Genomic DNA, 22719 nt, shown 5'->3' on the forward strand with positions numbered 1-22719 from the left:
GCCGGGCGCGGGAGCTCACTCACCGCCGCGCCCCAGGGCCGCGGCGACCTCAGCGACGGTCTGCCAGCCGGGCAGGATCTTCTCCACCTGCGGCGCGAACATCGGCGAGGCGGCCGTGATCTGCCGGGCCGGGCCGTCGGCGACGACCTCGCCGTCGGAGAGGACCACGACGCGGGAGGCGAACTCGGCGCAGAACTCGACGTCGTGCGTGGACACGACGACGCAGTGCCCGGCCTGCGCGAGGGCCTTCAGGCGGGCGGCGAGCGCGGCCTTCCCCGGGTAGTCGAGGCCGCGGGTCGGCTCGTCGAGGAGCAGCAGCGGCGGTGCGGCCGTGAGGGTCACGGCCAGGGCGAGCGCGAGGCGCTGCCCCTCGGACAGGTCCCGCGGGTGGGCCGCGGGGTCGGCGCCGTCGACGAGGTCGTCGAGGATCTTCGCGCACGTGCCCTTGGGGGCGCCCCCGTCCGCGTCCGCTCCGGCGCATTCGGCGGCGCAGGACTCTGCGTACAGCAGGTCGGCGGCTTCGGCGGGCACGAGCCCGGCGAGGCGGCGCCGCTCCCCGGGCTTGCGCGACGCCGGGTCGGCGCCCGCGACGGCCACGGTCCCGCCCGAGCGCCTCCCGGTGCCCTGGAGGGCCCACATGAGGCTGGACTTCCCGGACCCGTTGCGGCCCATGAGGGCGATGCGCTCGCCGCGGCGCGCGGCGAGGTCGATCCCGGCGACCGCGCGCACGCCCGGGTAGTCGACGGTGACGCCGTGGGCCTCCAGCAGCGGCGGTTCGGGCGGGCCGGACGGGACGGGAGTGTCGGTGGGCCGCGCTACGGTTCGGGCACGGTCGGTGAGGGTCTCGCGGAGTCCGGCGGCGTGGCGCCGGGCCTCGCGGATCGTCACCGGCGGGCCGGGCCACCCGGCGAGGCGCCCGAGGCCGACCACCGGGGGAGCGACCGGCGAGTAGGCGAGGACCTCGCCGAGCGGACCGGCGGTGACACGGCCGCCGTCGAGAAGGAGGGCAGAGTCTGCATATTGGACGACGCGTTCGAGCCGGTGCTCCGCCAGCAGCACCGTCACCCCGAGGTCGTGGACGAGCCGGTGCAGCACTGACAGCACCTCGTCGGCCGCGGCCGGGTCGAGCGCCGAGGTCGGCTCGTCGAGGACGAGCGCGGCGGGGCCCGCGACCAGGGCCGCGCCGATGGCGACCCGCTGGCGCTGACCCGACGACAGCTGTGCGAGCGCGCGGTCCCGCACGTCGGCGAGGCCCAGCAGGTCGACGATCTCGGTGACGCGCTTGCGCATCGCCGCGGGTGCGATGCCGAGCTGCTCGGCGGTGTAGGCGAGTTCGAGCTCGACCTCGTCGGTGACGAACCCCGCGAGCGGGTCCTGCCCGACGTACCCGACGACGTCGGCGAGGTCCGCGGGGGTGGCCGTGCGCACCTCGCGCCCGGCGACGGCGATGCGCCCGCGCATGTCGCCGCCGCTGAACCGGGGGACGAGCCCGTTGACGGCCTTGAGGAGCGTGGACTTCCCCGCGCCCGTCGGGCCGACCAGCAGGCAGAACTCGCCCTCGGGCAGCGCGAACGACACGTCGTCGAGCACGGGAGCCCCGGCCGGGGCCGCCCCGTCCGCACCGGGCGCGGTCGCCCCGTAGGCGAAGGTGACGTGCTCGAACACGATGGCGTCGACGGTCATCGGGTGCCTTCCGTTGCCGAGGTGTCGGTGCCCGCGGCGGAGCGGCGGCCGCCTCGCGGTGTGTCGGTGCCGGTTGCCGCAGCGGGGTGCGGGCCGCCCTCCGGGGCCGTGGCGCCGCTTCCGGCCGGGGCCGCGGGCTGCGGGTCCGAGCCGGTGCGCCGTCGTGCGGCGGCCTCGGGAGCGGAGGGGACGAGGAGCGCTGGGGCGGCGGCGAGGAGGACCCCGGCCGCGGCGTACAGGGGCAGCGGGGGCATGTGGAGCGGCGCGGTCGCGGGCCACAGGGCCGCCGGTTCGAGGGCGAGGCTCGCCACTGACCCGGCGACGGCGGCCGCGCCCGAGGCGGCGACCGCCCAGTCCTTGGGGCCGAACCGGTCCGGCCGGTACCTGGTGTGCGGCACGCGCCGCGACGCGAACGCGATCCCGAACACCGCCGCGGCCGCACCGGCCGCGAGCACGCCCCACGCGAGCGGCGCGGGAGTCGCGTTCCCCAGCAGCGCATAGGCGCCCGCGCACAGGCCGAGGAGCCCGACCAGCAGCGCCGTCCCGGTCGCCCGCCGGGCCTGCGCCGGGACGCCGGCGGCGCGCCCGTACCCGCGCGAGGCCATGGCCGCGGCGAGGTGCAGCGACCGGTCGAGCGCCTCGTGCAGCACGGGCGCGACGACGGTGCGCATGAGGTTCGCGGGGCTGCGGCCCGTGTTGCCGCGCAAAGCCCTCGCCCGCCGCACCCGCCCGACCGAGGCCACCAGTTGCGGGGCCACCGACAACGCGACGACGACCGCGACGCTCACCTCGTACAGCGCGGCCGGCACGGACCGCAGGAGCCGCCGCGGACTCGCGAGCGCGTTCGCCGCGCCCACGCACACCAGGAGCACCGCGAGCCGCATCCCGTCGTAGAGCGCCGCGAGCGCGCCCTCCGCGGTCACGTTCCCGCCGAGCCGGAACCCGGCCGCCCACTGCGGCAGCGTCACCGACGGCAGCGCGAACAGCACCGTCGGCCCGTCCGAGCCGCCGAAGACCACATAGAACGCCATCCGGACCGCGACCGCGCTCAACCCGATGTAGAGGAACACCCGGTAGGCGCCCGACCAGGGCTCGTCCCCGCGGCAGAACGCCACGACCAGACCCGCGACGGCGGCGATGAGCAGCAGCAGCCACGGGTTCGCGGTGCGCCCGGCCGCGGTCGCGAGCAGCAGCGCCCACGCCCACCACGCGACGGGGTGGGCGGTGCGGCGGCGCATCGGGCCGAGGTCGGTCGGCACGGTCAGGCGCGCCGCTGCCGGAGCCGCCAGGCGACCAGCGCGCCGATCACGGCGAGCGCGGCCACGGCGACGACCCACGTGTACGACGACCCGCCCGAATCCGACTCCGTCTCAGGGGAGTCGGCCGCGGCGTCGGGGGGCGCGACCGCGGGCGGCGCGGAGCCGTCGCCGAACGCCCAGCCCTCGAAGTCCCCCGCGTCCGGCGTCGCGTCGGCGCCGCCGACCATCGAGTACGTCCACTCCTCGTCCCCGGCGTTCGCGTGCCAGTACGACCAGTACGCGTCCGCGGGAGGCGAAGCGCCGCAGTCGGTCGCGGGGAGCGCGTCGATGCTGCACACCATGCCGCGGATCGCCGCGACCTCGGTGACCGCGAACCCGGCCTGCGCGAGCGCGTCGAGCCCGTCCGCCGGATCGGCCGCGCACCCGGTCTCCAGCCCGTCCAGTTCCCCGAAGTCGACCACGACCACGACCCCGCCGCACACCTCCTGCGCCCCGGCACCGGCAGCGGGAACCCCCACGGCGGCAACGGCGCCGAACAGCACTGCCCCGAACCCGGCAGCACCAAGGCGCAGCAGCCGCAATCGCCGGGCCGCGGACAAGCCGCTTCCCGCCGCAATCCCGGCACCGCCCGGCACGCGCCGGTTCGCAGGCGCACGAGAGCCCCGGCGATCCCCGTTCCGAGCACCCCCGGTCACCAGGGTGCCCGACAGGTACGACAACAGCCGGAGCCGAAAACGGCGCGGCGTGACAGCGCGCAGCCAGCGCCCGCCGGTCAGGCGGGCGCTGGCTGCGCGTCGTTCGTGTCGGGACACGGGGAGGACTACTTGTCCTTGCCCTCGCCGGAGTCGTCGCCCGGCTCCTCGCCCGCCGCCTCGTCCGAAGCGGATTCGCCGGAGGCGGCGTCGTCGGCCTTCGGCGCCGCGGGAGCGGCAGCCGCATCGCCGGAGCCGCCGTTGCGGCGCGAACGCAGCGCGAACACCACGATCAGCGCGGCGATGACGACCACCGCGGCGATGATCGCCCAAGGCAGCCAAGAAGCCGAACCGGATTCCTCGTCGTCACCCGCAGCGGTGGTCGCGTCGCCCGCGTCCGCCGAAGCGCAGTCCACGGCGGGCACGTCGGCGGCCGAACCGGAGGCGTCGAGCGTCGCGAGGTCCTGGCCCGAGACCGGGACGATCGCCTGCGCGGTCGCCAGCAGGCGCGTCGCCTCGCCGAAGTCCGCGTCCTCGGGGTTCGTGTACATGAACGCGCCCGGGGCGGCGCCGTCGCAGCCGAACTGGAGCGTCAGCAGGAACGCCACGGCCCGCTCGGCCGCGTCCGCGCGGCCCGCCGCGAGGAACGCCTGCGCCGCGACCGCGGTCGTGTTCGCGTTCTCGCCGAACCCGGCGTCGAACCCGCCGTCCTCGGCCTGCGCGCCCTCCAGCCAGGTCACGGCCGACTCCAGGGACGCCGAAGCCGGGTCGCCGAGGCTCACGAGCGCCGGAATCGCGAGACCGGTGGTGTCCGCGTCCGACACGCAGTCGTCGCCGCCGTCGACATCGCTGTAGCTGAACCCGCCGTCGGGGCACTGGACCGCGGCGAGGCCGGCCGCGGCCGTCTCGCCCGCGGCCGTGTCGGTGCGCGAGAGCCCCAGGACCGCCCACGAGGTCGACAGGGCGGTGCCGTCGCCGTACGTGCCGTTCGCGGCCTGCGACGCGGCGACCTGCTCGGCGAGCTTGATCCCGCCGAAGTCCGTCGGGTCGCCCCCGGCGGTCGCCACGACGTACATGACCTTCCCGGCCGACCCGGCGTTGAACCCGGCCCCGCCCGCGGCGTCCGTGTTCACGTACGGGTCCAGGACCGCGGAGTCGTTGAGCCATTCGAGCGCCGTCCGGACCTGGTCGGCGCCCACGCGGGCGGCCTGGAGGCCGATCACCGCGTCGAGCGTCGTCGCCGGGTCCTGGTTCCAGGCGGTCCCGTCGGACTGGGCGGCCAGCCACGACGCGGCCGCCGCTGCGGGCTCGGCGAACGGCTCGGACGACTGGGCGTGCGCGGGCGAGGCCGCGAGCAGGGTGACGGGCAGGGCCGCTGCGATGAGCACGCGGCCGGCAAGGTGGCGCATTGCCTGACCTTTCCTAGAGCGAGTGGGTCTTCGGGCAGGCGGCTGCGCCGCAAGCGCCTGTAGACCACGACAGGCGTTGACATTTCCGTTGGGCGCGGCGGGCATTCGGGCTCACGCGGGTGGACCGGGCAGGAACAGAGAGGTGCCAGGTTGTCGCCATGGGGCGACCGCGACTACCGTTGCGGGTCAGCGCCGGCCTTTCACCGGACTTCCCCCGCCAGACGCCTGTTCAGTTTGCGCTCATTCTCGCCGGTGCCCCCGGGGGTGTCAAGCCGGACGCCTCCGCAGTGCGACCGTTCACTCGCGCCTCGTGAGTCAACTCCCGCCTTGCGGTTATTGACCCGTAGCACCGGGTGTCGATACGGTGCTCAACGTGAGCAGAAATAAGAACGCCGATTTGGACAGAGTCCTTCGCGCTGCGACACGGGTCTTCCTGGACAGGGGGTTCTCCGCGACCTCCATGTCGGACCTGGTCGCCGCCACCGGCATGAACCGCGCCGGGCTCTACGCCGCGTTCGGGTCCAAGCACCAGCTCTACATCACAGCGCTGCAACGATATAGGGACGACACCGAACCGGAGCTGCGCGCGATAGCCCGACGCGCCACCGGCCGCGGCACCGAGGAGGACGCCGCCGGTGGGGAAGCGCTGCGCGCCGTGGGCGATTTGCTCGACGTCGTCGTCCGCCACTCCAAGGAGGGCGGCTTCATCGTCCGCGCGGCCGTCGAGCTCGCCGACGACCCCGCCACCATGCGCCGCGTCCAGGACGCCTGGACCGACCTCGAACGCGACCTCGCCGCGATCCTCGCCCGCGCCGTCGAGCGCGGCGAACTCGACCCCGCTGCCGACCCCGGCCGCCTCGCCCGCACCGCCCTCGTGTTCGTCCAGGGCGCGCTCGTCACCGGCCACGCCGACGAGGACGACTCCCGCCTCGCCGACGCCGCCGCGGGCCTCGTCGACCTCCTGGCCTCCTACAGGCCCTCGGCCACCGCCGCGCCGATCCGCAGCCAGGCCGCCGACGACGCCTTGCTCAACGAGTCGTAGCGGATCGGCTCTCCCGAGTCCAGCAGCTTCTCGTACGGCGCCAGCAGCACCGCCCGCGTCCGGGCCGCGAAATGCCGCTGCACCGCGGGCAGGTCCACGTCCTTGCGGTGGGCCGGCATCGACACCACCGACACCGCGCCGCGCACCAGGTCCCGCCGGCCCGTCTGCTCCAGGTGGTCGAGCATCCGCGCGGCCGTCTCCGCCGAGTCGTTGCGCGCCGACATCGTCACCACCAGCTGGTCGGTCGCGTCGATCGCCGCCTGCCAGTTCTGGGCCCGCACGTTGTTCCCCGTGTCCACGACGATGAGCTTGTAGAACCGCGACACCGCCTCCCGCAGGTCCCCGAACGACTGCGCCGTGAGCATCTCCCCGGCCGTCGCCGACTCGTCGGAGGCGAGCACGTCGAACATCGCGCCGCCCTGCGCCCGCACGTACTGCGACAGGTCGCCGATCCGACCCGTCGGGCCCTTGAAGTGGTCGAGGTCCCGCAGCAGGTCCCGCACGGTGCGCACATGGAAGTCCTGCTGGGCGCGCATGCCCAGCGTCCCCTGCGTCTCGTTGTTGTCCCACGCGAGCACGTACCCGCCCCGGTGGCGCCCGAACGCGCTCGCGAGCATGAGGACCGCGACGGTCTTCCCCGCGCCGCCCTTCGGGTTCACGACGGTGATCTGGCGCAGGCCCCCGAAGTTGCGGCGCACGGTCTCCACGGCGCGCTGGCGGGCGCGCTCGCGCGGCCCCGGCGGCAGCGCCACGGCCCCGAAGCTCAGCCGGTGCAGCGCCCCGCGCAGGCCCGTCTCGGCGACCGGCGCGCGCGGCGGCACGACCCGCCTGGACGCGAAGTCGTCGGCGGTGACGCCGACGCGCTCCAGCGCACCGGCGTGGTCGGGGAACACGGGCACCGGGACGTGCGGCGACACGGTGTGCGGCGCGCCCTGCGCGGGCGGTGCGGCGGGCCAGCCGTCGGCCGCGGGCGCCGGGTGCTGCCCGTTCGGGGCCTCCGCGGGCATCGGCATCGCGGGGGGCGGGGGCGCGCTCGGCACGTGGTCGGCGGTGCGCGGGTTGTGGACGGCCTCCGGGCCGGCCGCGTACTGCGCGTTCACCTCCGGCGGGGCGAACGGGGACCAGGCGGGAGCATCCGGCCGGTGCAGAGGAACGGTGTCCTCTTCGGTGTGCTCCATCGGGACTCCCAGCGTGAGACGGCGGTTACCCGCCTATTGTGTCCCATCCGTTCGTGTCCGCGTGGGAACTCCACGTGGTCGGATCGCGCGTGCTACAGCAGTCGGGGCTGCTCAGGACCCGAGTGCGGTTGCGGGACCATCCCGAATGGACTGAAGAGCCCCTGGTCCACATCGGCCAGGAGGGGCGAGCCCGCACCGGTGTGGGAGACGTAGGCGAGGTCGCGGGTCCGCCCGAGCGCCACGTACAGCTCGCGGCGGGCGGCGGCCGTGTTCGGCCAGTCCTCGGCGGTCACGCCCGTGAGGCACACCACGCGGTACTCGCCGTCGGCCGCCTCGGCGACCGACAGGCCGTCGGGTCCGATGACCGCGAGCTCGTCGCGCTCCACCCCGAGCTCGGCGAGCCGGTCGGTCAGGGCCTCCACGAACCGCTTCTCGTCGTCGGCGTCGACCGCGAAGTACCGGCCGATCCCCGAGCCCTCCAGGGCCGGTCGCTCGGGCTGCACGAGGCGGCCCGGGACGCGGCTGATCGGCTCGACCACCTGCGAGGCGGCCACGAGGACCGCGGCGGGGCTGCGGTGGTTGCGTGACAGGCGCATCACGTGCGCCTGCGGGAACTGCTCCCCGAACGCCGCGAACGCGGCGGGCTCGCCCGCGCACAGCGCCGAGTCGGGGTCGCCGGTGGCGGTCACGTCCGCCTCGGGCCCGCGGTGCTCGGTGAGCTGCCGGAACAGCCGCATCGGCATCCGCGGCAGGTCGTCGATGAAGAGGTGCCCCAGTTCCGGCGGGGACGCGGCGGCGAAGTCGTCGAACTCCGCGACGGTGATCGCCGCGGCCTCGCGCCCCAGCAGCGTCGCCAGCTCCCGCCGGATGCGCGCCGCGCCCGCCTTCGAGGCGGCCAGCACCAGGCACTGCCTGGCGGGCACGCCGAGCTCCTGCACCAGGTACGCGGTGCGGCGGATGAGCAGGTGGGTCTTCCCGGTCCCGGGCGAGGCGTTGATGAGCAGCGGTCCGCGCCCGGCGGCCGCGGCCACGCGCTGCATCGCGTCGAGGGAGTCGAGCAGGCCCGCCCCCACTTCGTCCATGCCGGTGAGCAGCGGGGCGGACTCCAGCCACGGGTCGGGCGTCCGCGTCGTCAACGCCGGCTCCGGCATCGGCACGGACTCGCGGACGTACCGCGAATGGGGCCGGTGCGAGCGGCGCCGCCGCTCGCCGGTGGTCCGCATGTCGGCCGAGAGCTCGAACAGCGGGGACGCCACCTGCGGCTGCTTTCGTTCATCAGGACGGCGCACACATGCATCCTCGCAGATCCGCACCGCCCCCGAGCCAGCGGCTCCCGACCCCGCCCCGAACCCGCACCCCCGCAACACCCCGCATCACGCCCCGGCCCCGCCGCCAACCACGCCGCCCTCGACACGCAACCGGCCCGCGACCAGGCCGAGGCCGGGCAGCGGCTGCGCCGCACCTGCGAACGCGCACCGTGTCGGACCCGAGGCGTACGGTCATGGATAGGGGGCGCCGCGCGGGACAAATCCGGAAAATCCGCTTTCACGTTTCGCGCGGCGGCACGGCCCCCGCGCCGGCCCGCCTCACCCGCCCGCGAACGGCGGCAGCACCTCGACCGTGACCCCCGCGGGCAGCACCGTCCCCGGGTCCCGCGCGGCCAGCCCGTCCACCAGGAGCGTCGACGCCGACAGGACCTTCCCGAGCACCGGCCCGTGCCGGTCCTCCAGGACCGTCTTCAGCTCCGCGACGTCGGCGGCGCTGACCTGCTCCTCGCCGCGCCCCGCGGCCGCCTTCGCGCCCGCGAAGTACCGCACAGTGACCACCCTCAGCCCCCGATCGCCGACATGGGCCGGGACGGCTGGAGGAACGACGGGTCGTCGATGCCGTGCCCGGGCAGCTTGCCCCACATGGCCTCCCGCCACCGCGCGGCGATCTCCGCGTCGCCTGCGCCCTCGCGCAGGAGCCCGCGCAGGTCCGTCTCGCCGCGCGCGAACAGGCAGTTGCGGACCTGCCCGTCGGCGGTCAGGCGGGTGCGGTCGCAGTCGCCGCAGAACGGCCGCGTCACCGAGCCGATGACGCCCACTTTCGCCGGCCCGCCGTCGACCAGCCACGTCTCGGCCGGGGCCGACCCGCGGTGCGCGGGGTCCGGGACGAGGTCGAACTCGGCGCGCAGGGCGTCGAGGATCTCGGCGGCGGTGACCATCTCGTCGCGGCGCCACACGCCCGCCGCGTCGAGGGGCATCTGCTCGATGAACCGCAGCTCGTAGCCGTGTTCGAGGGCGAACCGCAGGAGCGCGGGCGCCTCGGTGTCGTTGACGCCGCGCATGAGCACGGTGTTGATCTTGACGGGCGCGAGCCCGGCGGCGGCCGCGCCCGCGATCCCCGCGAGGGTCGCGTCGAGGCGGTCGCGCTTGGCGAGGGCCTTGAACGTGTCGCGGTCGAGCGTGTCGAGCGAGACGTTGACGCGGTCGAGCCCGGCGGCGGCCAGTGTCGGCGCGAGCTTGTCGAGCCCGATCGCGTTGGTGGTCAAGGAGGTCTCGGGTCGCGGCTCCAGGGCGGCGGCGTCGCGCACGATGCCGGGCAGGCCCGGTCGCAGGAGCGGTTCGCCGCCGGTGAAGCGCACTTCGCGCACGCCGAGGTCGAGGACGGCGATGCGCACGAGCCGCGACACCTCGTCGTCGGTGAGGAGCGTGGGCTTCGGCAGCCAGGGGAGTCCGGCTTCGGGCATGCAGTAGGCGCAGCGCAGGTTGCAGCGGTCGGTGAGGGACACGCGCAGGTCGGTGGCGACGCGCCCGTGCCGGTCCCGCAGGGCGCCGGGGCCCTGGGTGCTCGCGGGCTCCGGGGAGCCGGGTGCGGGGATCGGTGCAGGCATGGTTCGAGCGTAGTCCCCCACTATGACAGTTTCGTAAAGTGAGACACGAGTCCCATGAGTTGGGAGCGGTAGGCGCGGCCGAAGAGCGTGGTGTGGACCAGGAGCGGGAAGAGCTGGTGCAGCGGGGTCCGCTCCTCCCAGCCGTCGGCGAGCGGCGCGGCCTCGGCGTACGCGGCGATCACGGTGTCGAGCAGCGGCGTCCCACCCCACAGGCGCAGGTTCGCGAGGTCGGTCTCGCGGTGGCCGCCGTGCGCGGCGGGGTCGATGAGCCAGGCGCGTTCGGCGCCCCAGAGGACGTTGCCCCACCACAGGTCGCCGTGGACGCGCGCGGGCGGCTCCTCGGGCCCGGCGAGGCCGTCGAGCCGGGACGCGAGCCGTTCGACCGCCTCGACGTCGGCGGCGTCGAGGGCGCCGTTGTCGCGGGAGGGCTTCAGGTACGGGGCGATCCGCCGGGCGGCGTACCACTGCGCCCAGGTCCCTTCGGCCGGCTCGTTGTCCATGAAGGTCTCGCCGATGTAGCCGCGCCAGGGCGCGCCGAATCGGTCGGCGCCCGCCGCGTGCATCCGCGCGAGGTCGCGGCCGAGCGCGGCGGCGTGCCCGGGGTCGGGGGCGGCGGGTTCGATCCACGGTTCGACGAGCATCGCGTCGTCGGCGTGCAGGACCGGGACGACCGCTTCGGTGGCCTCGCCGAGCCAGCGGAGGCCGTTGGCCTCGGCGGCGAGGTAGCCGGGGGCGCGGCCCTCGGCGAACTTCGCGAACAGGTGGGAGCCGTCGTCGAAGGTGAGCCGCTGCGCGGAGGCCGACCCGGCGCTCGGGGTTTCGAGGGGCATCGAGAAGTCGTTGGCCTTCACCGGGGTCGTGCGGACCCGCTGGTGCTCGATGAGCTGCGGCAGCAGCCGAAGGTCGCGGCGGTCGGGGGCTTCTCTCACGGGTTCAATGTAACCGAAGCCGGGGCGCTCCAGCGCGGCGAAAGGCCATGTCCCCGCCCGCGACCGCGGGGCCTGGCGCCCCGTCCCGCTGCGGCGACGCTTGAAGGCGTCCGGCGTCCGGCGTCCGGCGTCCGGCGTCCGGCGTCCGGCGTCCGGCGTCCGGCGTCCGGCGTCCGCGCTCCGGAGCGCCTGCCCGCCGGTCGCGAACGCCCGGAACGGGACCGGGCCGGACCGCGGAGCGGTCCGGCCGGTGTCGAGATCCTGTGTCCTCTGGTGAACGTCCAGTTCAGAGGCAATGTCGGTGGCCGCGGGTACGGTCGAGTCGGTCGGACGGCCCGGCATGCGGGTGCCGGGCCGCCCGACCGGCCGAGAACGGATGCGGGTCGAGAGCAGCGGAGCCGCTCTAGCCGAGTTTCGCCGCCACGTAGTCGATCGCCTCGGTGAGCTTGGCGGTGTCCGCCGGGTCCACCGCGGGGTAGGTGGCGATGCGGAGCTGGTTGCGGCCGAGCTTGCGGTACGGCTCGGTGTCGACGATCCCGTTGGCGCGCAGCACCTTCGCGATCTCAGCGGCGTCGACGCCGTCGAAGTCGACCGTGGCGACCACGTTGGAGCGAAGGGAGGGGTCGGTCACGAACGGAGTGGCGAACGTGCTCGCGTCGGCCCAGGAGTAGATCGCCCCGGCCGATTCGGCGCAGCGCTTGGCGGCGGCGTCGAGTCCGCCCGCGGCGTTGAGCGCGTCGACCTGCTCGGCGGCGAGCACCACGGTGGCCACGGCCGGCGTGTTGTAGGTCTGCTCCTTGCGGGAGTTGTCGATCGCGGTCTTCAGGTCGAGGAACGCGGGGATGTACCGGCCGGACGCGGCGATGCGCTCGGCGCGCTCGATCGCGGCGGGGCTGAGGATCGCGATCCACAGGCCGCCGTCCGAGGCGAGGCCCTTCTGCGGCGCGAAGTAGTAGCAGTCGGTCTCGGTGAGGTCGACCGGCAGGCCCGCGGCGGCGGAGGTCGCGTCGTGGAGCATGAGCGCGCCCTCGTGCGCGACGCGCTTGACGTCCACGGCCACGCCGGTGGAGGTCTCGTTGTGCGGGGTCGCGTAGACGTCGACGCCCTCCTCGTACGAGAGGTAGGCGGCGGTGCCGGGCTCGGCGGTGACGATCGTCGGGTCGCCGAGGTGCGGGGCGATCTTGACGGCCTTGGCGAACTTGGCGCCGAACTCGCCGAAGGTCGCGGCCTGGGCGCGGTCGTCGACGAGGCCGAACACGGCGACCTCCCAGAACGCGGTCGCGCCGCCGACGCCGAGGACGACCTCGTACCCGTCGGGGAGGCCGAAGAACTCGGCGAGCCCGGCGCGCAGGCGCCCGACCTGCGACTTGACGGCCTTCTGGCGGTGGGAGGTGCCCATGACGGACCTGCCGAGACCCGACAGCGCGCTCATGGCCTCGGACGGGACCTTGGAGGGTCCGGATCCGAAGCGCCCGTCGGCGGGCAGCAGCTCTGCGGGGATGGTGATCTGGTCGGTCACGGTAAGGCTCCCATCTGGGTCGGTCCTGGGCCTCACTGTAAACCCGGGCCTGCGGGGCGTGATCGCGCGGGCCCGGCCCGGCCGCTGGCTGGGACGGACGGACCGGCAGGTCAGGCGGCGGGCTCCCACCCGACGGGCGGCGGCGCGCCGGGCCCGGCCTGCGCCGTCCACAGCTCACCGTCGGCGGCGAGCGCCCACAGGCGCAGCGACCCGTCGGAGCCGAACGCGGCCGCGGGGCGCTTGAGGACGGTGACGTCGCCGCGGGTCCACGGCCGCGACAGCAGCGCGGCGTCCCCTGCGCCGGAACCGGAGGCCTCCAGGTCGGCGAGGTCGAGGACGAGGACCGCGGGGGCGCCGCTGCCGTCGTCGCACACGACGGCGAGCGCCCCGTCGGGGCCGAGGGCGAGGGCCGGGGAGAGGATGCCGCCTTCGAGGGGGACGCGCACGCCCGTCCACGCGTCGCCCCGCCCGAGGTGGAGGACGACGTCGCTGCTCCCGGCGGCGCGGGAGGCGATGACGATCCGCCCGTCGGGGGCCTGGGCGGCGGTGACGGCCCCGGCGGGGATGTGGGCGGCGCCGTCGGCGCCGGGCAGGTCGAGGTTGCGGTGGGTCCAGGCGGTGCCGTCGCCTTCCCAAGCGGCGATGTTGTCGGGGGTGGCGGCGACGATGGTGAAGGCCCCGGCGGCGCCGACCGCGGCGGGGGCCTCGTGGACGGCGGGTCCTTCGAGGCGGGCCCATTCGCTCCAGCCGCCGGCGGTGCGGGTGCGCACGGCGAGGCCGCCGTCGGGGTGGCGCAGGCACGCGACGGCGGTGGCGCCGTCGTCGGCGGCGGCGGGCTGCCCGACGGTGCGCGCGGCCGGGCCGGCCCCGGCGGGGTTGCCGAGGTCCTCCCATGCGCCGGTGTCCCGGTCGAGACAGTACAGGTCCCGCCGGTGCCCGTCCGGGTCCGCGGTGAGCACGGGGTGCACGCCGTACAGGCGGGTCCCGGCGGCGGCGAGGGACGGGAGCAGGGCTGGCCCGCCGAGGTCCTCCCAGCCGCTGTCGCGCAGGACCGCGGCCCGGCCGCCGCGCACGGCGGCGGGCGCGATGCCCTCGGCGGTGGCGAGGGGGGCGACCGCCTGCGTGTACCTGGGGTGGGTGGCGTGCCCGTAGGTGGTCCCGGCGCCGGGGCCGACGATGAGCCGGTCGCCGCAGCCGGGGTCGTGACCGCAGTCGCCGCCGTCGGCCCACGCGTACACGTCGAGTGCGGCGCCCTTCGTGTCGAGGTCGGCGGGGCCGAGGTTCCCTGGCCAGCGGCGGTTGTAGTAGCCGCGCCAGGACTCGGCGGTCGCGCCCGCCGCGAGGGCGGCCTCCCAGGCGAACAGGGCGGCGGCGGTGTGGTCGATGTGGTCGGAGTAGCCGGTCTGCTCGGCGCCGAGCCGCTCGCCGACGACGGGGTCCGGGTCGGGGTCGAGGGTGTTGACGACGACGGGCCGGTACCGGTCGAGGAGCTCGGCGAGGCTCGCGCGGACCGTGGCGCGGTCCACGGTCGACTCGGAGTCGAGGGGCGAGCCGGAGGGCGGCAGGACCGCGGAGGCGTCGAGGCGGCCCTCCCAGAGGGCGAGGAGGCGCGTGAAGTCGCCGGTGACGCGGCCGAGGTTCGTCCACAGGGAGCAGAACACGAGGTGGACTTCGGGCCGGTCGCGCAGGACGCACAGCTCGACGTCCTGCCCCGAGCCGAGGGTCGCGCGCGTCCGGTCCCAGGGGGCGTCGGGGTCGGCGAGGGCCATGAGCGCGTAGGCGCGGCGCAGGCCGTTGTTGCGGGCGGCGGCGTACCCGGCGTAGTCGACGGGCGCGGCCGTGTCCCAGGTGTTGCGCCCGTCGGCCTCGCCCGCGGTGAGGACCACGGTGCACAGGTTCGCGCCGTCCTCCAGGACGCGGGCGACGCGCGGGTTCACGAAGTACAGGCAGTCGTCGGGGTGCGCGCCGACCATCAGGTGGACGGGCCCGGTGCGGGGCGGCTCGGGGAAGGGCGCGCCGGAGGCGGCGTCCCACACGGACCTGGTGCTCTCGGCCGCCGCGGCGGTCACGGCCAGTCCGGCGAGGCCGCCGACCAGGAGGTCGCGGCGGCGCAGGTGCGGCGTCCGGGGGGAGGGCATGGGTCGTCCCGTTCGGGTGGTGGGGTTTCGGGGACGATCCTATCCCGACCGCGCATACCGGGTATCGCCGAGGGAATGCGAAAGCGGCCCGCGTCCCCGGGGGGCGCGGGCCGCTGCGAACGGCGTTGCGGCTAGTTCCAGCCCTCGACCTCGGCGAGGCCGCGCGGGCCCGGGCCGACGTAGGTCGCGGACGGGCGCACGATCCGGCCGAGCTTCTTCTGCTCCAGGATGTGGGCGCTCCAGCCGCCCACGCGGGCGCACGTGAAGATCGGCGTGAACAGCTCCGCGGGGACCTCCGCGAAGTCGAGGAGCACCGCGGACCAGAACTCGACGTTCGTGGCGAGCACGCGGTCGGGCTTGCGGGCGCGCAGCTCGGCGAGGGCCGCGGACTCCAGGGCCTCGGCGACCTCGTAGCGGGGGGCGCCCAGTTCCTTCGCGGCGGCGCGGAGCACGCGCGAGCGCGGGTCCTCGGCGCGGTAGACGCGGTGGCCGAAGCCCATGAGGCGCTCGCCGGAGTCGAGGAGGTTCTTGACGTAGCCTTCGGCGTCGCCGGACTTCTCGACGCCCTCGATCATGTGGAGGACGCGCGAGGGGGCGCCGCCGTGCAGCGGGCCCGAGAGGGCGCCGATGCCGGAGGAGATGGCGGCGGCCGCGTCGGCGCCGGTGGAGGCGACCACGCGGGAGGTGAAGGTGGAGGCGTTCATGCCGTGCTCGGCGGCCGACATCAGGTAGGTGTCGACGGCCTTGACGTGGGCCGGGTCCGGCTCGCCGCGCCAGCGGCGCATGAACCGCTCGGTGATGGTCTCGGCCTTGTCGATCTCCGACTGGGGCACGGCCGGGCGGCCCGATCCGCGCGCGGACTGGGCGATGAACGACAGCGTGGTGACGGACACTCGGGCGAGATCGTCCCGGGCGGTCTCGTCGTCGATGTCGAGCAGCGGCTTCAGGCCCCAGTACGGGGCGAGCATGGCGACCGCGGCCTGGGCGTCGACGCGGGTGTCGCCGGAGGAGACCGGGACGGGCACGGGCTCAGCGGCGGGCAGGCCGCTTCCGAACTTCCCGTCGACGAGGAGTCCCCATACGTCGCCGTAGGTGCTCTGCGCTACCAGGTCCTGGATGTCCACCCCGCGGTAGCGGAGCGAACCACCCTCTTTGTCAGGCTCGGCGATCTCGGTTTCGAAGGCGATGACGCCTTCGAGGCCGGGCTTGAACTCAGACATCGTTGTACTCCTGAGTGTGTTGTCCCTGTGGTTGCCGACCGGGGGCTTCCGGGAGGCGACGGTTCGTAGTTATCTGGAAATGGTGCCTCACGGCCGTCCTCGACGGAAGTGCCCGCGGGGCGGGGGTGATCCTCGACGGCGGTACGGAAGTGGCGCAAAATATGAGACAAGCATCGTGAGCTTAGTTATTTGCCCAATTTTGCCCGTTTTGATGGGAGGGTTTCAATAATGGGTCTTGTTGGTTTCAACGGTTTCCTGCGATCTCGCCCACATCGACACGCGTGCCGCAGGTCATCCGACATGAGCTAACGTCAAAGCACATCCAGCCCATCGATAACGACATGGAGGTACCCCCTATGGCGCTGTCCGGCGAGCAATGGGTGATCGCCTACAACGACCACGAGGCCACCATCGTCGCTGTCGGCGGCGGCGTGCGCTCGTACTCCTACCGCGGCCGACCGGTCGTCATGAGCTACGGCGACGAGGAGCTCGCCCCCGGCTGGTCCGGCCACGTCCTGGCCCCCTGGCCCAACCGCATCCGCGACGGCAAGTACGCCTTCGACGGCACCGACTACCAGCTCCCGGTCAACGAGATCGAGACCAACACCTCCCTCCACGGGTTCGTCGCCTGGGCCGAATGGTCCGCCGTCGAGGTCACCGACACCTCGGTCACCCTCGAATGCCGCCTCCCGGCCCGCCTCGGCTACCCGTGGACGCTGCAACTGCGCACCCGCTGGTCCGTCGGCCCCGGGGGCCTCCGCGCCGCCCACACCGTCTCCAACCCCGGCACGAAGACCGCCCCCTTCGGACTGGGCACCCACTCCTACCTCGTCCCCGGCTCCCTGGAGCGGATCGACGAGGCCACCCTCCACGTCCCGGCCGCGAAGAAGCTGAAGCTCGACAAGCAGCGCATCCCCGTCGGCTCCGGCGCCGGCGACTTCGACGAGCCCACCGTGCTCAAGGACCTCGTCGTCGACGACGCGTACGGCGACCTCAAGCGCGGCTCCGACGGCAAGGCCGAGGTCCGCCTCGCCGACCCCGTCTCCGGGCAGGCCGTCACCGTGTGGATGGACGAGTCCTTCGGCTGGGTGCACATCTACACCTCCGACGGCCTCGAAGGCGACCGCAAGCGCGCCTCCGTCGCCATCGAGCCGACCACCTGCCCCCCGAACGCCCTCGCCACCGGGGAGGACCTCATCGAGCTCTCCCCCAGCGAGGCATGGTTCGGCGTCTGGGGCATCCGCCCCGAGTAGGAACCGCGAACACGTACGAGGGGCCGTCCCGCCGGGACGGCCCCTCGCCGCGCATCCGAGCCCGACTCACCTCCGCGAAGTTATCCACAGGCCCCCGACCTGCGACTCCGCAAGTTATCCACAGGCCCAAAACTTTTCCTTGCCGGTCCGGCCCGCACCCGTCAAGGTTGCTCCAAGTCACGCGAACAACACCGAGCGTAGGAGCAACCATGGCCGCGATCCTCGACCGCCGCACCGCCACCGCCGCACCCGCGGCCGAATCCATCCTGGTCACCGCCGACGACCGCCTCGCCGAAGCCGTCCTCCCCGTCGCCGCCGCCGCAGGCCACCCGCTCCGCCGCGTCGAACACGCCGCCGACGCCGCCGCCTCCTGGCAGCGCGCCCCCGTCGTCCTCGTCGGCCCCGACCTCGGCACCGCCTGCGTCGAACTCGACTTCCCTCCACGCGACCACATCGTCCTGTGCACCACCGTCGCCTGGCTCGGCAACGACCCCACCGACGCCTCCGTCCTGTGGCCCATGGCGTTCCAGCTCCAGGCCGCCGGCGTCATCGCCCTCCCCGGCGCCGACGACTGGCTCCTCGACCTCCTCACCCGCACCGTCCGCGACACCGAGCCCGCGCCCGTCATCGCCGCCGTCGCCGGGCACGGCGGCGCCGGCGCCTCCACCATCGCCCTCGCCGCCGCCAGCGCGGCTGTCCAGGACGGTCGCCGCACCGTCCTCATCGACCTCGACCGCACCGGCGGCGGCATCGACGCCGCCGCCGGACTCGCCTCCCAGCCGGGCTGGCGCTGGCCCTCCCTCGCCGAGGGCTCCGGGCTCCTCGAACCCGAGCGGCTCCTCGACGGCCTGCCCCGCCGCGGCGGCCTCCACATCGTCGGCCCCGACCCGCGCAACCCCGCCGACATCCCGGCCGACGTGTTCGACCAGGTCCTGCGGGCCGCCCGGATCGCCGCGGACCTCGTCGTCGTCGACCTGCCGCGCGATCGCACCGACGCGGCCGTGCGCGCCGCCACCGCCGCCCGCTCGGTCGCCGTCGCGATCGGGCCGGGAGACCGGTCCTGGGAGGCCGCCCGCAGCGTCACCGCCGCCTACGGGCTCTACAACGCGCACCTCGGCGCGGTCCTGCGCGGCGACGCCCGCGCCCGCCCGGAGGGCTTCACCTGGGACGGGCCGCGCGAAGCGGACTGGGCCGAGCCCCCGGTGTGGGGCGCGCTCCCCACCGACCGGCGCCTCCCGGTGCTGCTGCGTCAGGGCCGCGTGCCGCGCGGGCGCCTCGCCCGCGCCGTCCACGACCTCACGGCCGAGCTCAGCCGCGAGCGCCCCCGCCGGGGCCTCGTCCGCACCGGTGCGCCGCGATGAGCCTCGAACTGCTGGACCGGGTCCGGCGCCAGCTCGCCGCGCAGTCCCGGCCGGGCGGGCGCGGCTCCGCCACCGCGGAGATCGTCCGGGCCCTGCGCGCCTCCGGGGCCGCCCCGCCCGACCAGGGCTCGCTCCTGCGGCTCTCGGAGTCGTTGAGCGGCGACCTCATCGGCGCGGGCCCGCTGCAACCGCTCCTCGACGACCCGGCGGTCACTGACGTGGTCGTCAACGGCGCGGGCGGCGTCTGGGCCGACCGCGGCGAGGGCCTGCGCCCCGTCGAGGTCCGGCTCGGCCGCCCCGAGGCGGTCCGGTCCCTGGCCTGCCGCCTCGCGGCGGCGGCGGGCCGCCGCCTCGACGCGGGCAGCCCCTACGCGGACGTGCGGCTCCCGGACGGCACCCGCTTCCACGCCGTCCTCCCGCCGATCGCCGCCGCCGGGCCGTACCTGTCGTTTCGCACCCACCGGTCGAAGGCGTTCACGCTGACGCAGCTGGTCGAGGCGGACACGCTCACCGCCGACATGGCCGACCTGCTGCTCCGCATCGTCAGAGCCCGCCTGCCCTTCCTCGTGACAGGAGGAACCGGCTCCGGGAAGACCACACTGCTCGCGAGCCTGCTGTCGAACGCGCCGCGCACCGAACGCATCGTGATCGTCGAGGACGCCGCAGAACTCGCCCTCGACCACCCGCACGCGCTCACGCTCGAATCCCGCCCCGCGAACGTCGAGGGCGCCGGGGCGGTCGACCTCGCGGCCCTGGTCCGCCAGGCCTTGCGAATGCGGCCCGACCGGATCATCGTCGGCGAATGCCGCGGCGCCGAGGTCGTGGAGCTGCTGGGCGCCTTGAACACCGGACACGAGGGCGGCGCGGGCACGCTCCACTGCAACACCGCCGCCGACGTGCCCGCCCGGCTGGAGGCCCTCGCCCTCCCGCACGGCCTCCCGCGGGCCGGGCTCCACGCACAGCTCGTCGCCGCCCTGCGCGTTGTCGTCCACCTGCGGCGCACCGGCACCGGCCGCCAGGCCGCCGAGATCGCCGTCATCGAGACCGGGCCCGCCGGTCTCGCCGTCACCACCGCCTGGACCCGCCACGGACCCGGCGAGTCCGCCGGAATCCTCGAACGCCTGCTGAGGGAGCGCACCGCATGACCGCCATCGCCAACGCCCTGATCACCCACCGGCCCAAGACCACCGCCGCCTGCATCGCCCTCACCGCGGCCCTCCTCGCCGCCTGGCTCGCCGGATACCGCCACCAGGGCGGCCTCGGCCTCCTCGCGGCCGCCAACGCCGCGCTCGTCGCCGCCGTCTACGCCGCGGCCGCCGCCATATCCTGGCACCGGGCCCTGCAACGGAAACGACGGCGCGAGGCCGACCGGGCCGCCGCCGACACGGTCGCCTACCTCGCCGCCGACCTCACCGCGGGCACCGACCCGCTCCGGGCCCTCGCCTCGGCCGAACCCGACTGGCCCGCCGAGGCCACGGCCACCGCGACCCGCCTGCGCGCCGCGCTCACGATCGCCGCCGAACTCGGCGCACCCGCCGCCGACCTGTGCCGCCGCCTCGCCGAGCACCTCCGCGAGACCGAGCAGTCCACTGCCCGCGCCTACGCCCAGACCGCGTCGATCCGCGCCACCGCCGCACTGCTCATCGCGCTCCCCGCCGCCGGAGTCGCCTTCGGGGAACTCCTCGGCGCCCAGCCGCTCGCGTTCCTCCTCGCGAACCCGCTCGGCATGGCCGCCGCCGCGACCGCCATGGGCCTCCAAGCCGCGGGGCTCGCCTGGACCGGCGCCCTCATCAACTCCGTCGGCCCTGGGGGTGCGTCATGATCCGTCGCCTCGCCGGACCGCTGCTCGGCGTCCTGGTCGCCGTCGCCGTCGGCGGACCGATCGGCGTCCTCGCGGGCTTCGCCGCCTGGTGGCTCGCCGCCCGGCTCCTGCGGCGCGACCCCGACCGCACCGAACGGGCCGCCGCCGACCGGCTCGCCCCGGCCTGGCCGTGGACCCTCGACCTCATCGCGGCCGGGCTGCGCTCCGGCGCCCCGTTCCCGCACGTCGCCTTCGCGGTCGCCGACACCGAGGACCCGGCCATGGCCGAGCGCCTCAACCGGTTCGCAGGGGCGATCCACCTCGGCGCCACCGCGACCGAGGCCCTCCCCGAACTCGGCAGGCTCCCCGGCGCCGCCCGCCTCGCCCGCCAGCTCGACCGCTCCGGCGACACCGGCGCCGCCGTCGCCGGAGGACTCGAACAGCTCGCCGCGTCACTGCGCGCCGAGCAGCGCACCAGGACCGACGAACGCGCCGGACGCGCCGCAGTGGCCCTCGTCGGCCCCCTGTGCCTGTGCTTCCTGCCCGCGTTCGTCGTCGCCGGGATCGGGCCCGTGGTCCTCGGCGTCGTCGCCGAGACCCTCGCCCCCGGCCTCTGACTCACCGCAACCGAAGAGAGGACACCGCAATGCGAGCCGACACCCGAACCACCGACGACCGACCCGCCGCCCTCCAGGCCTCCTGCCGACCCGACTCCATCCGCTGGCCCACCTGCCGCACCGCGACCTGCAACGCCCCCAGGTGCAGAGCGTTCCGCGACGACCGCGAACACGACGACCTCGACGAACCCACCGTCCGCATCACCGCGGCCCCCGCCGACGCACCGGCCTGGTCCCCCGGCTCCAACCGCGCCCGCACGCCCATCACCGCCGAGGACCCGCAGGTCCCCGACGACCGACCCGCCACCCGCTACCGCCGCCCCGGCCCCGACGAACCCGACGAATGGCGGTCCGGCCGCATGCGCGCCAACACGAAACCGAGCTGGGGCGGCAAGTTCGCGTCCCGCATGCGCGGCGACAGCGGCATGAGCACCGCCGAATACGCCCTCGGCACGCTCGCCGCCGTCGCCTTCGCCGGCATCCTCATGAAGGTCCTCACCTCCGGCCCGGTCGAGGCCGCCCTCCAGTCCCTCATCGAACAGGCCCTCTCATGAACGCGCCCAACAGCACCCGGCCCCGCACGAGCAGGCCGCCCGACCGGCGGGCCCGCGACGACCCCCGGCAGCGCGGGTTCGTCACCGCCGAGACGGCGGCGGCGCTCCCCGCAGTGGTCGCGGTCCTCGCCCTCGGGCTGTGGGCGGTGTCGGCGGTCGGCCTGAAGGTCCGGGCGATCGACGCGGCCAACAGCGCCGCCATCGCCGCCGCCCGCGGCGAGGACCCGCACGCGGTCGCCGACGCCTACCTGCCCGACGGCGCCACGGTCGCGGTCTCCGAGGACGGCGACCTTGCACGCGCCGTCGTCACCGCCCCGACCAGGCCGCTCGGCCCGCTCACACCGACGCTGACGATCACCGCGACCGCCGTCGCCCCGCTCGAACCGGGGCTCGGCCCATGAAGAGAACCGGACCCGACCCGGGAAGCACCCGGCGAACCCGGTCCAGCGGCGAACAGGGCTCAGCCACAGTCCTGGCCGCCGGGGTGGCGGCGGCCCTGGTCGCCGCGGCGGTCGCGTTCACCGCGCTCGGCCAGGCCGGAGCCGCCCGCCACCGCGCCCAGGGAGCGGCCGACGCCGCCGCCCTCGCGGGCGCGAACCGGGTCCTCTTCGGAGAAGCGGACGCCTGCGCCGCCGCCAGGGCGATCGTCGACCGCACCGCGACCGAGTTCGTCCGCTGCGACGTCAACGGCCTCGAAGTCACCGTCCACGTCAACGAGACCCCCACCGGCCTCCCGCGACTCCTCGGCCCCGCCAGGGCCGTCTCCCGCGCCGGCCCGGTGACCATCGAATAACCGAACAACTCGCCCCCGGCGGCCGAGGCCAGGCCGCCGGGGGCCCGAAAAGAAGACACAGGCTTGACGAGTAATTGGTGTGCTGGTCGGCGGAGGGTGGGCACGGGGAGGGGGAGGGGCCCCGGAATCCGTCCGCCCCAACCCTGCCCCGACACTCGCCGCACCCCGCCCCGCCTGGTTTGATCATTCGGCGCGAGGCGCGAGGCGCGAGGCGCGAGGCGCGAGGCGCGAGGCGCGAGGCGCGAGGCGCGAGGCGCGAGGCGCGAGGCGGGCCCGGGTTTCGGGATGCGCCCGGGAATCCGGGTGCCGCCGAGGGCGCTCCGCGCCCCCCGCCGCACCCCGCCCGGAGGCGTGAAAGCGCTGCCAGAGCAGGGAATGAGGTGGTTTGGTCACACT

Annotated in this window: 20 protein-coding genes and 1 pseudogene; 9 read left to right on the forward strand and 12 right to left on the reverse strand. The window is 75.1% G+C overall.

Annotated features, from left to right (window positions below; genetic code table 11):
• Positions 1-15 precede the first annotated feature (15 nt).
• The 4 genes from ACFFXY_RS04085 to ACFFXY_RS04100 form a co-directional block, all read right to left on the reverse strand.
• Positions 16-1683 carry an ABC transporter ATP-binding protein gene (locus ACFFXY_RS04085; RefSeq protein WP_382346101.1) on the reverse strand — a complete coding sequence of 556 codons (1668 nt, stop codon included), beginning with the start codon at positions 1681-1683 and terminating at the stop codon, positions 16-18.
• A complete protein-coding gene (locus ACFFXY_RS04090) occupies positions 1680-2942 on the reverse strand; it encodes a CbiQ family ECF transporter T component (RefSeq protein WP_382346103.1) in 1263 nt (420 codons plus the stop codon). Before ACFFXY_RS04090 ends, ACFFXY_RS04085 begins: the two co-directional genes overlap by 4 nt.
• 2 nt (positions 2943-2944) lie before the next feature.
• Complete coding sequence (locus ACFFXY_RS04095) at positions 2945-3460, reverse strand: hypothetical protein (protein WP_382346105.1); 516 nt, start codon at positions 3458-3460, stop codon at positions 2945-2947.
• A gap of 302 nt (positions 3461-3762) precedes the next feature.
• Complete coding sequence (locus tag ACFFXY_RS04100; RefSeq protein ID WP_382346107.1) at positions 3763-5043, reverse strand: prenyltransferase/squalene oxidase repeat-containing protein; 1281 nt, start codon at positions 5041-5043, stop codon at positions 3763-3765.
• A gap of 373 nt (positions 5044-5416) precedes the next feature.
• Between ACFFXY_RS04100 and ACFFXY_RS04105 the strand changes: the two genes are divergently transcribed.
• The gene (locus tag ACFFXY_RS04105; protein WP_382346109.1) at positions 5417-6085 is read left to right on the forward strand and encodes a TetR/AcrR family transcriptional regulator; all 669 of its coding nucleotides are present in this window, start codon (positions 5417-5419) and stop codon (positions 6083-6085) included.
• On the opposite strand, the pseudogene ACFFXY_RS04110 reads toward ACFFXY_RS04105, so the two are convergent.
• The 8 genes and pseudogenes from ACFFXY_RS04110 to ACFFXY_RS04145 all read right to left on the reverse strand — a co-directional run.
• Positions 6013-7278 (reverse strand): annotated as a pseudogene (locus ACFFXY_RS04110) (MinD/ParA family ATP-binding protein); the annotation flags it as partial. The gene ACFFXY_RS04105 and the pseudogene ACFFXY_RS04110 sit on opposite strands and share 73 nt — an antisense overlap.
• Positions 7279-7355: 77 nt before the next feature.
• Entirely contained in the window at positions 7356-8552 is a 1197-nt protein-coding gene (locus tag ACFFXY_RS04115; RefSeq protein ID WP_382346111.1) for a UvrD-helicase domain-containing protein, read from the reverse strand.
• 297 nt (positions 8553-8849) lie between these two features.
• Complete coding sequence (locus ACFFXY_RS04120; protein ID WP_382346113.1) at positions 8850-9089, reverse strand: MoaD/ThiS family protein; 240 nt, start codon at positions 9087-9089, stop codon at positions 8850-8852.
• A 2-nt stretch (positions 9090-9091) separates the two neighbouring features.
• Positions 9092-10138, reverse strand: a complete 1047-nt coding sequence (gene moaA / locus ACFFXY_RS04125) for a GTP 3',8-cyclase MoaA (RefSeq protein ID WP_382346115.1) — start codon at positions 10136-10138, stop codon at positions 9092-9094.
• Between the two features lie 20 nt (positions 10139-10158).
• Positions 10159-11067, reverse strand: coding sequence for a fructosamine kinase family protein (locus ACFFXY_RS04130; RefSeq protein WP_382346117.1), 909 nt, complete (start codon positions 11065-11067; stop codon positions 10159-10161).
• A 403-nt stretch (positions 11068-11470) separates the two neighbouring features.
• Positions 11471-12586 (reverse strand): phosphoserine transaminase, encoded by a 1116-nt coding sequence (gene serC / locus ACFFXY_RS04135; protein WP_382346119.1) that lies wholly within the window; start codon positions 12584-12586, stop codon positions 11471-11473.
• 110 nt (positions 12587-12696) lie between these two features.
• Positions 12697-14724: a PIG-L family deacetylase gene (locus tag ACFFXY_RS04140; RefSeq protein ID WP_382346121.1), complete on the reverse strand. Its 2028-nt coding sequence runs from the start codon at positions 14722-14724 to the stop codon at positions 12697-12699.
• 131 nt (positions 14725-14855) lie between these two features.
• Positions 14856-15944, reverse strand: coding sequence for a citrate synthase 2 (locus ACFFXY_RS04145; protein WP_382346123.1), 1089 nt, complete (start codon positions 15942-15944; stop codon positions 14856-14858).
• 341 nt (positions 15945-16285) lie between these two features.
• Here ACFFXY_RS04145 and ACFFXY_RS04150 point away from each other — a divergent pair, with 341 nt between their 5' ends.
• The 8 genes from ACFFXY_RS04150 to ACFFXY_RS04185 all read left to right on the forward strand — a co-directional run bounded on the left by ACFFXY_RS04150 (position 16286) and on the right by ACFFXY_RS04185 (position 22323).
• Positions 16286-17197, forward strand: a complete 912-nt coding sequence (locus ACFFXY_RS04150; RefSeq protein WP_382346125.1) for an aldose 1-epimerase family protein — start codon at positions 16286-16288, stop codon at positions 17195-17197.
• A 209-nt stretch (positions 17198-17406) separates the two neighbouring features.
• Positions 17407-18558, forward strand: a complete 1152-nt coding sequence (gene ssd, locus ACFFXY_RS04155) for a septum site-determining protein Ssd (protein ID WP_382346127.1) — start codon at positions 17407-17409, stop codon at positions 18556-18558.
• Positions 18555-19703, forward strand: coding sequence for a TadA family conjugal transfer-associated ATPase (locus ACFFXY_RS04160; protein WP_382346129.1), 1149 nt, complete (start codon positions 18555-18557; stop codon positions 19701-19703). The genes ssd and ACFFXY_RS04160 overlap by 4 nt, the downstream gene beginning before the upstream one ends.
• Positions 19700-20380, forward strand: a complete 681-nt coding sequence (locus ACFFXY_RS04165) for a type II secretion system F family protein (protein ID WP_382346131.1) — start codon at positions 19700-19702, stop codon at positions 20378-20380. The genes ACFFXY_RS04160 and ACFFXY_RS04165 overlap by 4 nt, the downstream gene beginning before the upstream one ends.
• Complete coding sequence (locus tag ACFFXY_RS04170; protein ID WP_382346133.1) at positions 20377-20976, forward strand: type II secretion system F family protein; 600 nt, start codon at positions 20377-20379, stop codon at positions 20974-20976. Before ACFFXY_RS04165 ends, ACFFXY_RS04170 begins: the two co-directional genes overlap by 4 nt.
• Before the next feature lie 29 nt (positions 20977-21005).
• The gene (locus ACFFXY_RS04175) at positions 21006-21530 is read left to right on the forward strand and encodes a DUF4244 domain-containing protein (RefSeq protein WP_382346135.1); all 525 of its coding nucleotides are present in this window, start codon (positions 21006-21008) and stop codon (positions 21528-21530) included.
• A complete protein-coding gene (locus tag ACFFXY_RS04180) occupies positions 21527-21931 on the forward strand; it encodes a TadE family type IV pilus minor pilin (protein WP_382346137.1) in 405 nt (134 codons plus the stop codon). The genes ACFFXY_RS04175 and ACFFXY_RS04180 overlap by 4 nt, the downstream gene beginning before the upstream one ends.
• The gene (locus tag ACFFXY_RS04185) at positions 21928-22323 is read left to right on the forward strand and encodes an Rv3654c family TadE-like protein (RefSeq protein ID WP_382346139.1); all 396 of its coding nucleotides are present in this window, start codon (positions 21928-21930) and stop codon (positions 22321-22323) included. Before ACFFXY_RS04180 ends, ACFFXY_RS04185 begins: the two co-directional genes overlap by 4 nt.
• Positions 22324-22719: the final 396 nt, after the last annotated feature.

This window comes from Glycomyces mayteni (genome assembly GCF_042428885.1).
In the GTDB taxonomy this organism is placed as follows: Bacteria; Actinomycetota; Actinomycetes; order Mycobacteriales; family Micromonosporaceae; genus Glycomyces; species Glycomyces mayteni.

Excerpts from the sequence above, each read along its gene's own strand:
- ACFFXY_RS04085 (WP_382346101.1), bottom strand. The coding sequence starts at position 1,683 with ATGACCGTCGACGCCATCGTGTTCGAGCACGTCACCTTCGCCTACGGG.
- ACFFXY_RS04100 (WP_382346107.1), bottom strand. The coding sequence starts at position 5,043 with ATGCGCCACCTTGCCGGCCGCGTGCTCATCGCAGCGGCCCTGCCCGTC.
- moaA (WP_382346115.1), bottom strand. The coding sequence starts at position 10,138 with ATGCCTGCACCGATCCCCGCACCCGGCTCCCCGGAGCCCGCGAGCACC.
- ACFFXY_RS04140 (WP_382346121.1), bottom strand. The coding sequence starts at position 14,724 with ATGCCCTCCCCCCGGACGCCGCACCTGCGCCGCCGCGACCTCCTGGTC.
- ACFFXY_RS04145 (WP_382346123.1), bottom strand. The coding sequence starts at position 15,944 with ATGTCTGAGTTCAAGCCCGGCCTCGAAGGCGTCATCGCCTTCGAAACC.
- ACFFXY_RS04150 (WP_382346125.1), top strand. The coding sequence starts at position 16,286 with ATGGAGGTACCCCCTATGGCGCTGTCCGGCGAGCAATGGGTGATCGCC.
- ssd (WP_382346127.1), top strand. The coding sequence starts at position 17,407 with ATGGCCGCGATCCTCGACCGCCGCACCGCCACCGCCGCACCCGCGGCC.
- ACFFXY_RS04160 (WP_382346129.1), top strand. The coding sequence starts at position 18,555 with ATGAGCCTCGAACTGCTGGACCGGGTCCGGCGCCAGCTCGCCGCGCAG.
- ACFFXY_RS04165 (WP_382346131.1), top strand. The coding sequence starts at position 19,700 with ATGACCGCCATCGCCAACGCCCTGATCACCCACCGGCCCAAGACCACC.
- ACFFXY_RS04170 (WP_382346133.1), top strand. The coding sequence starts at position 20,377 with ATGATCCGTCGCCTCGCCGGACCGCTGCTCGGCGTCCTGGTCGCCGTC.
- ACFFXY_RS04175 (WP_382346135.1), top strand. The coding sequence starts at position 21,006 with ATGCGAGCCGACACCCGAACCACCGACGACCGACCCGCCGCCCTCCAG.
- ACFFXY_RS04180 (WP_382346137.1), top strand. The coding sequence starts at position 21,527 with ATGAACGCGCCCAACAGCACCCGGCCCCGCACGAGCAGGCCGCCCGAC.
- ACFFXY_RS04185 (WP_382346139.1), top strand. The coding sequence starts at position 21,928 with ATGAAGAGAACCGGACCCGACCCGGGAAGCACCCGGCGAACCCGGTCC.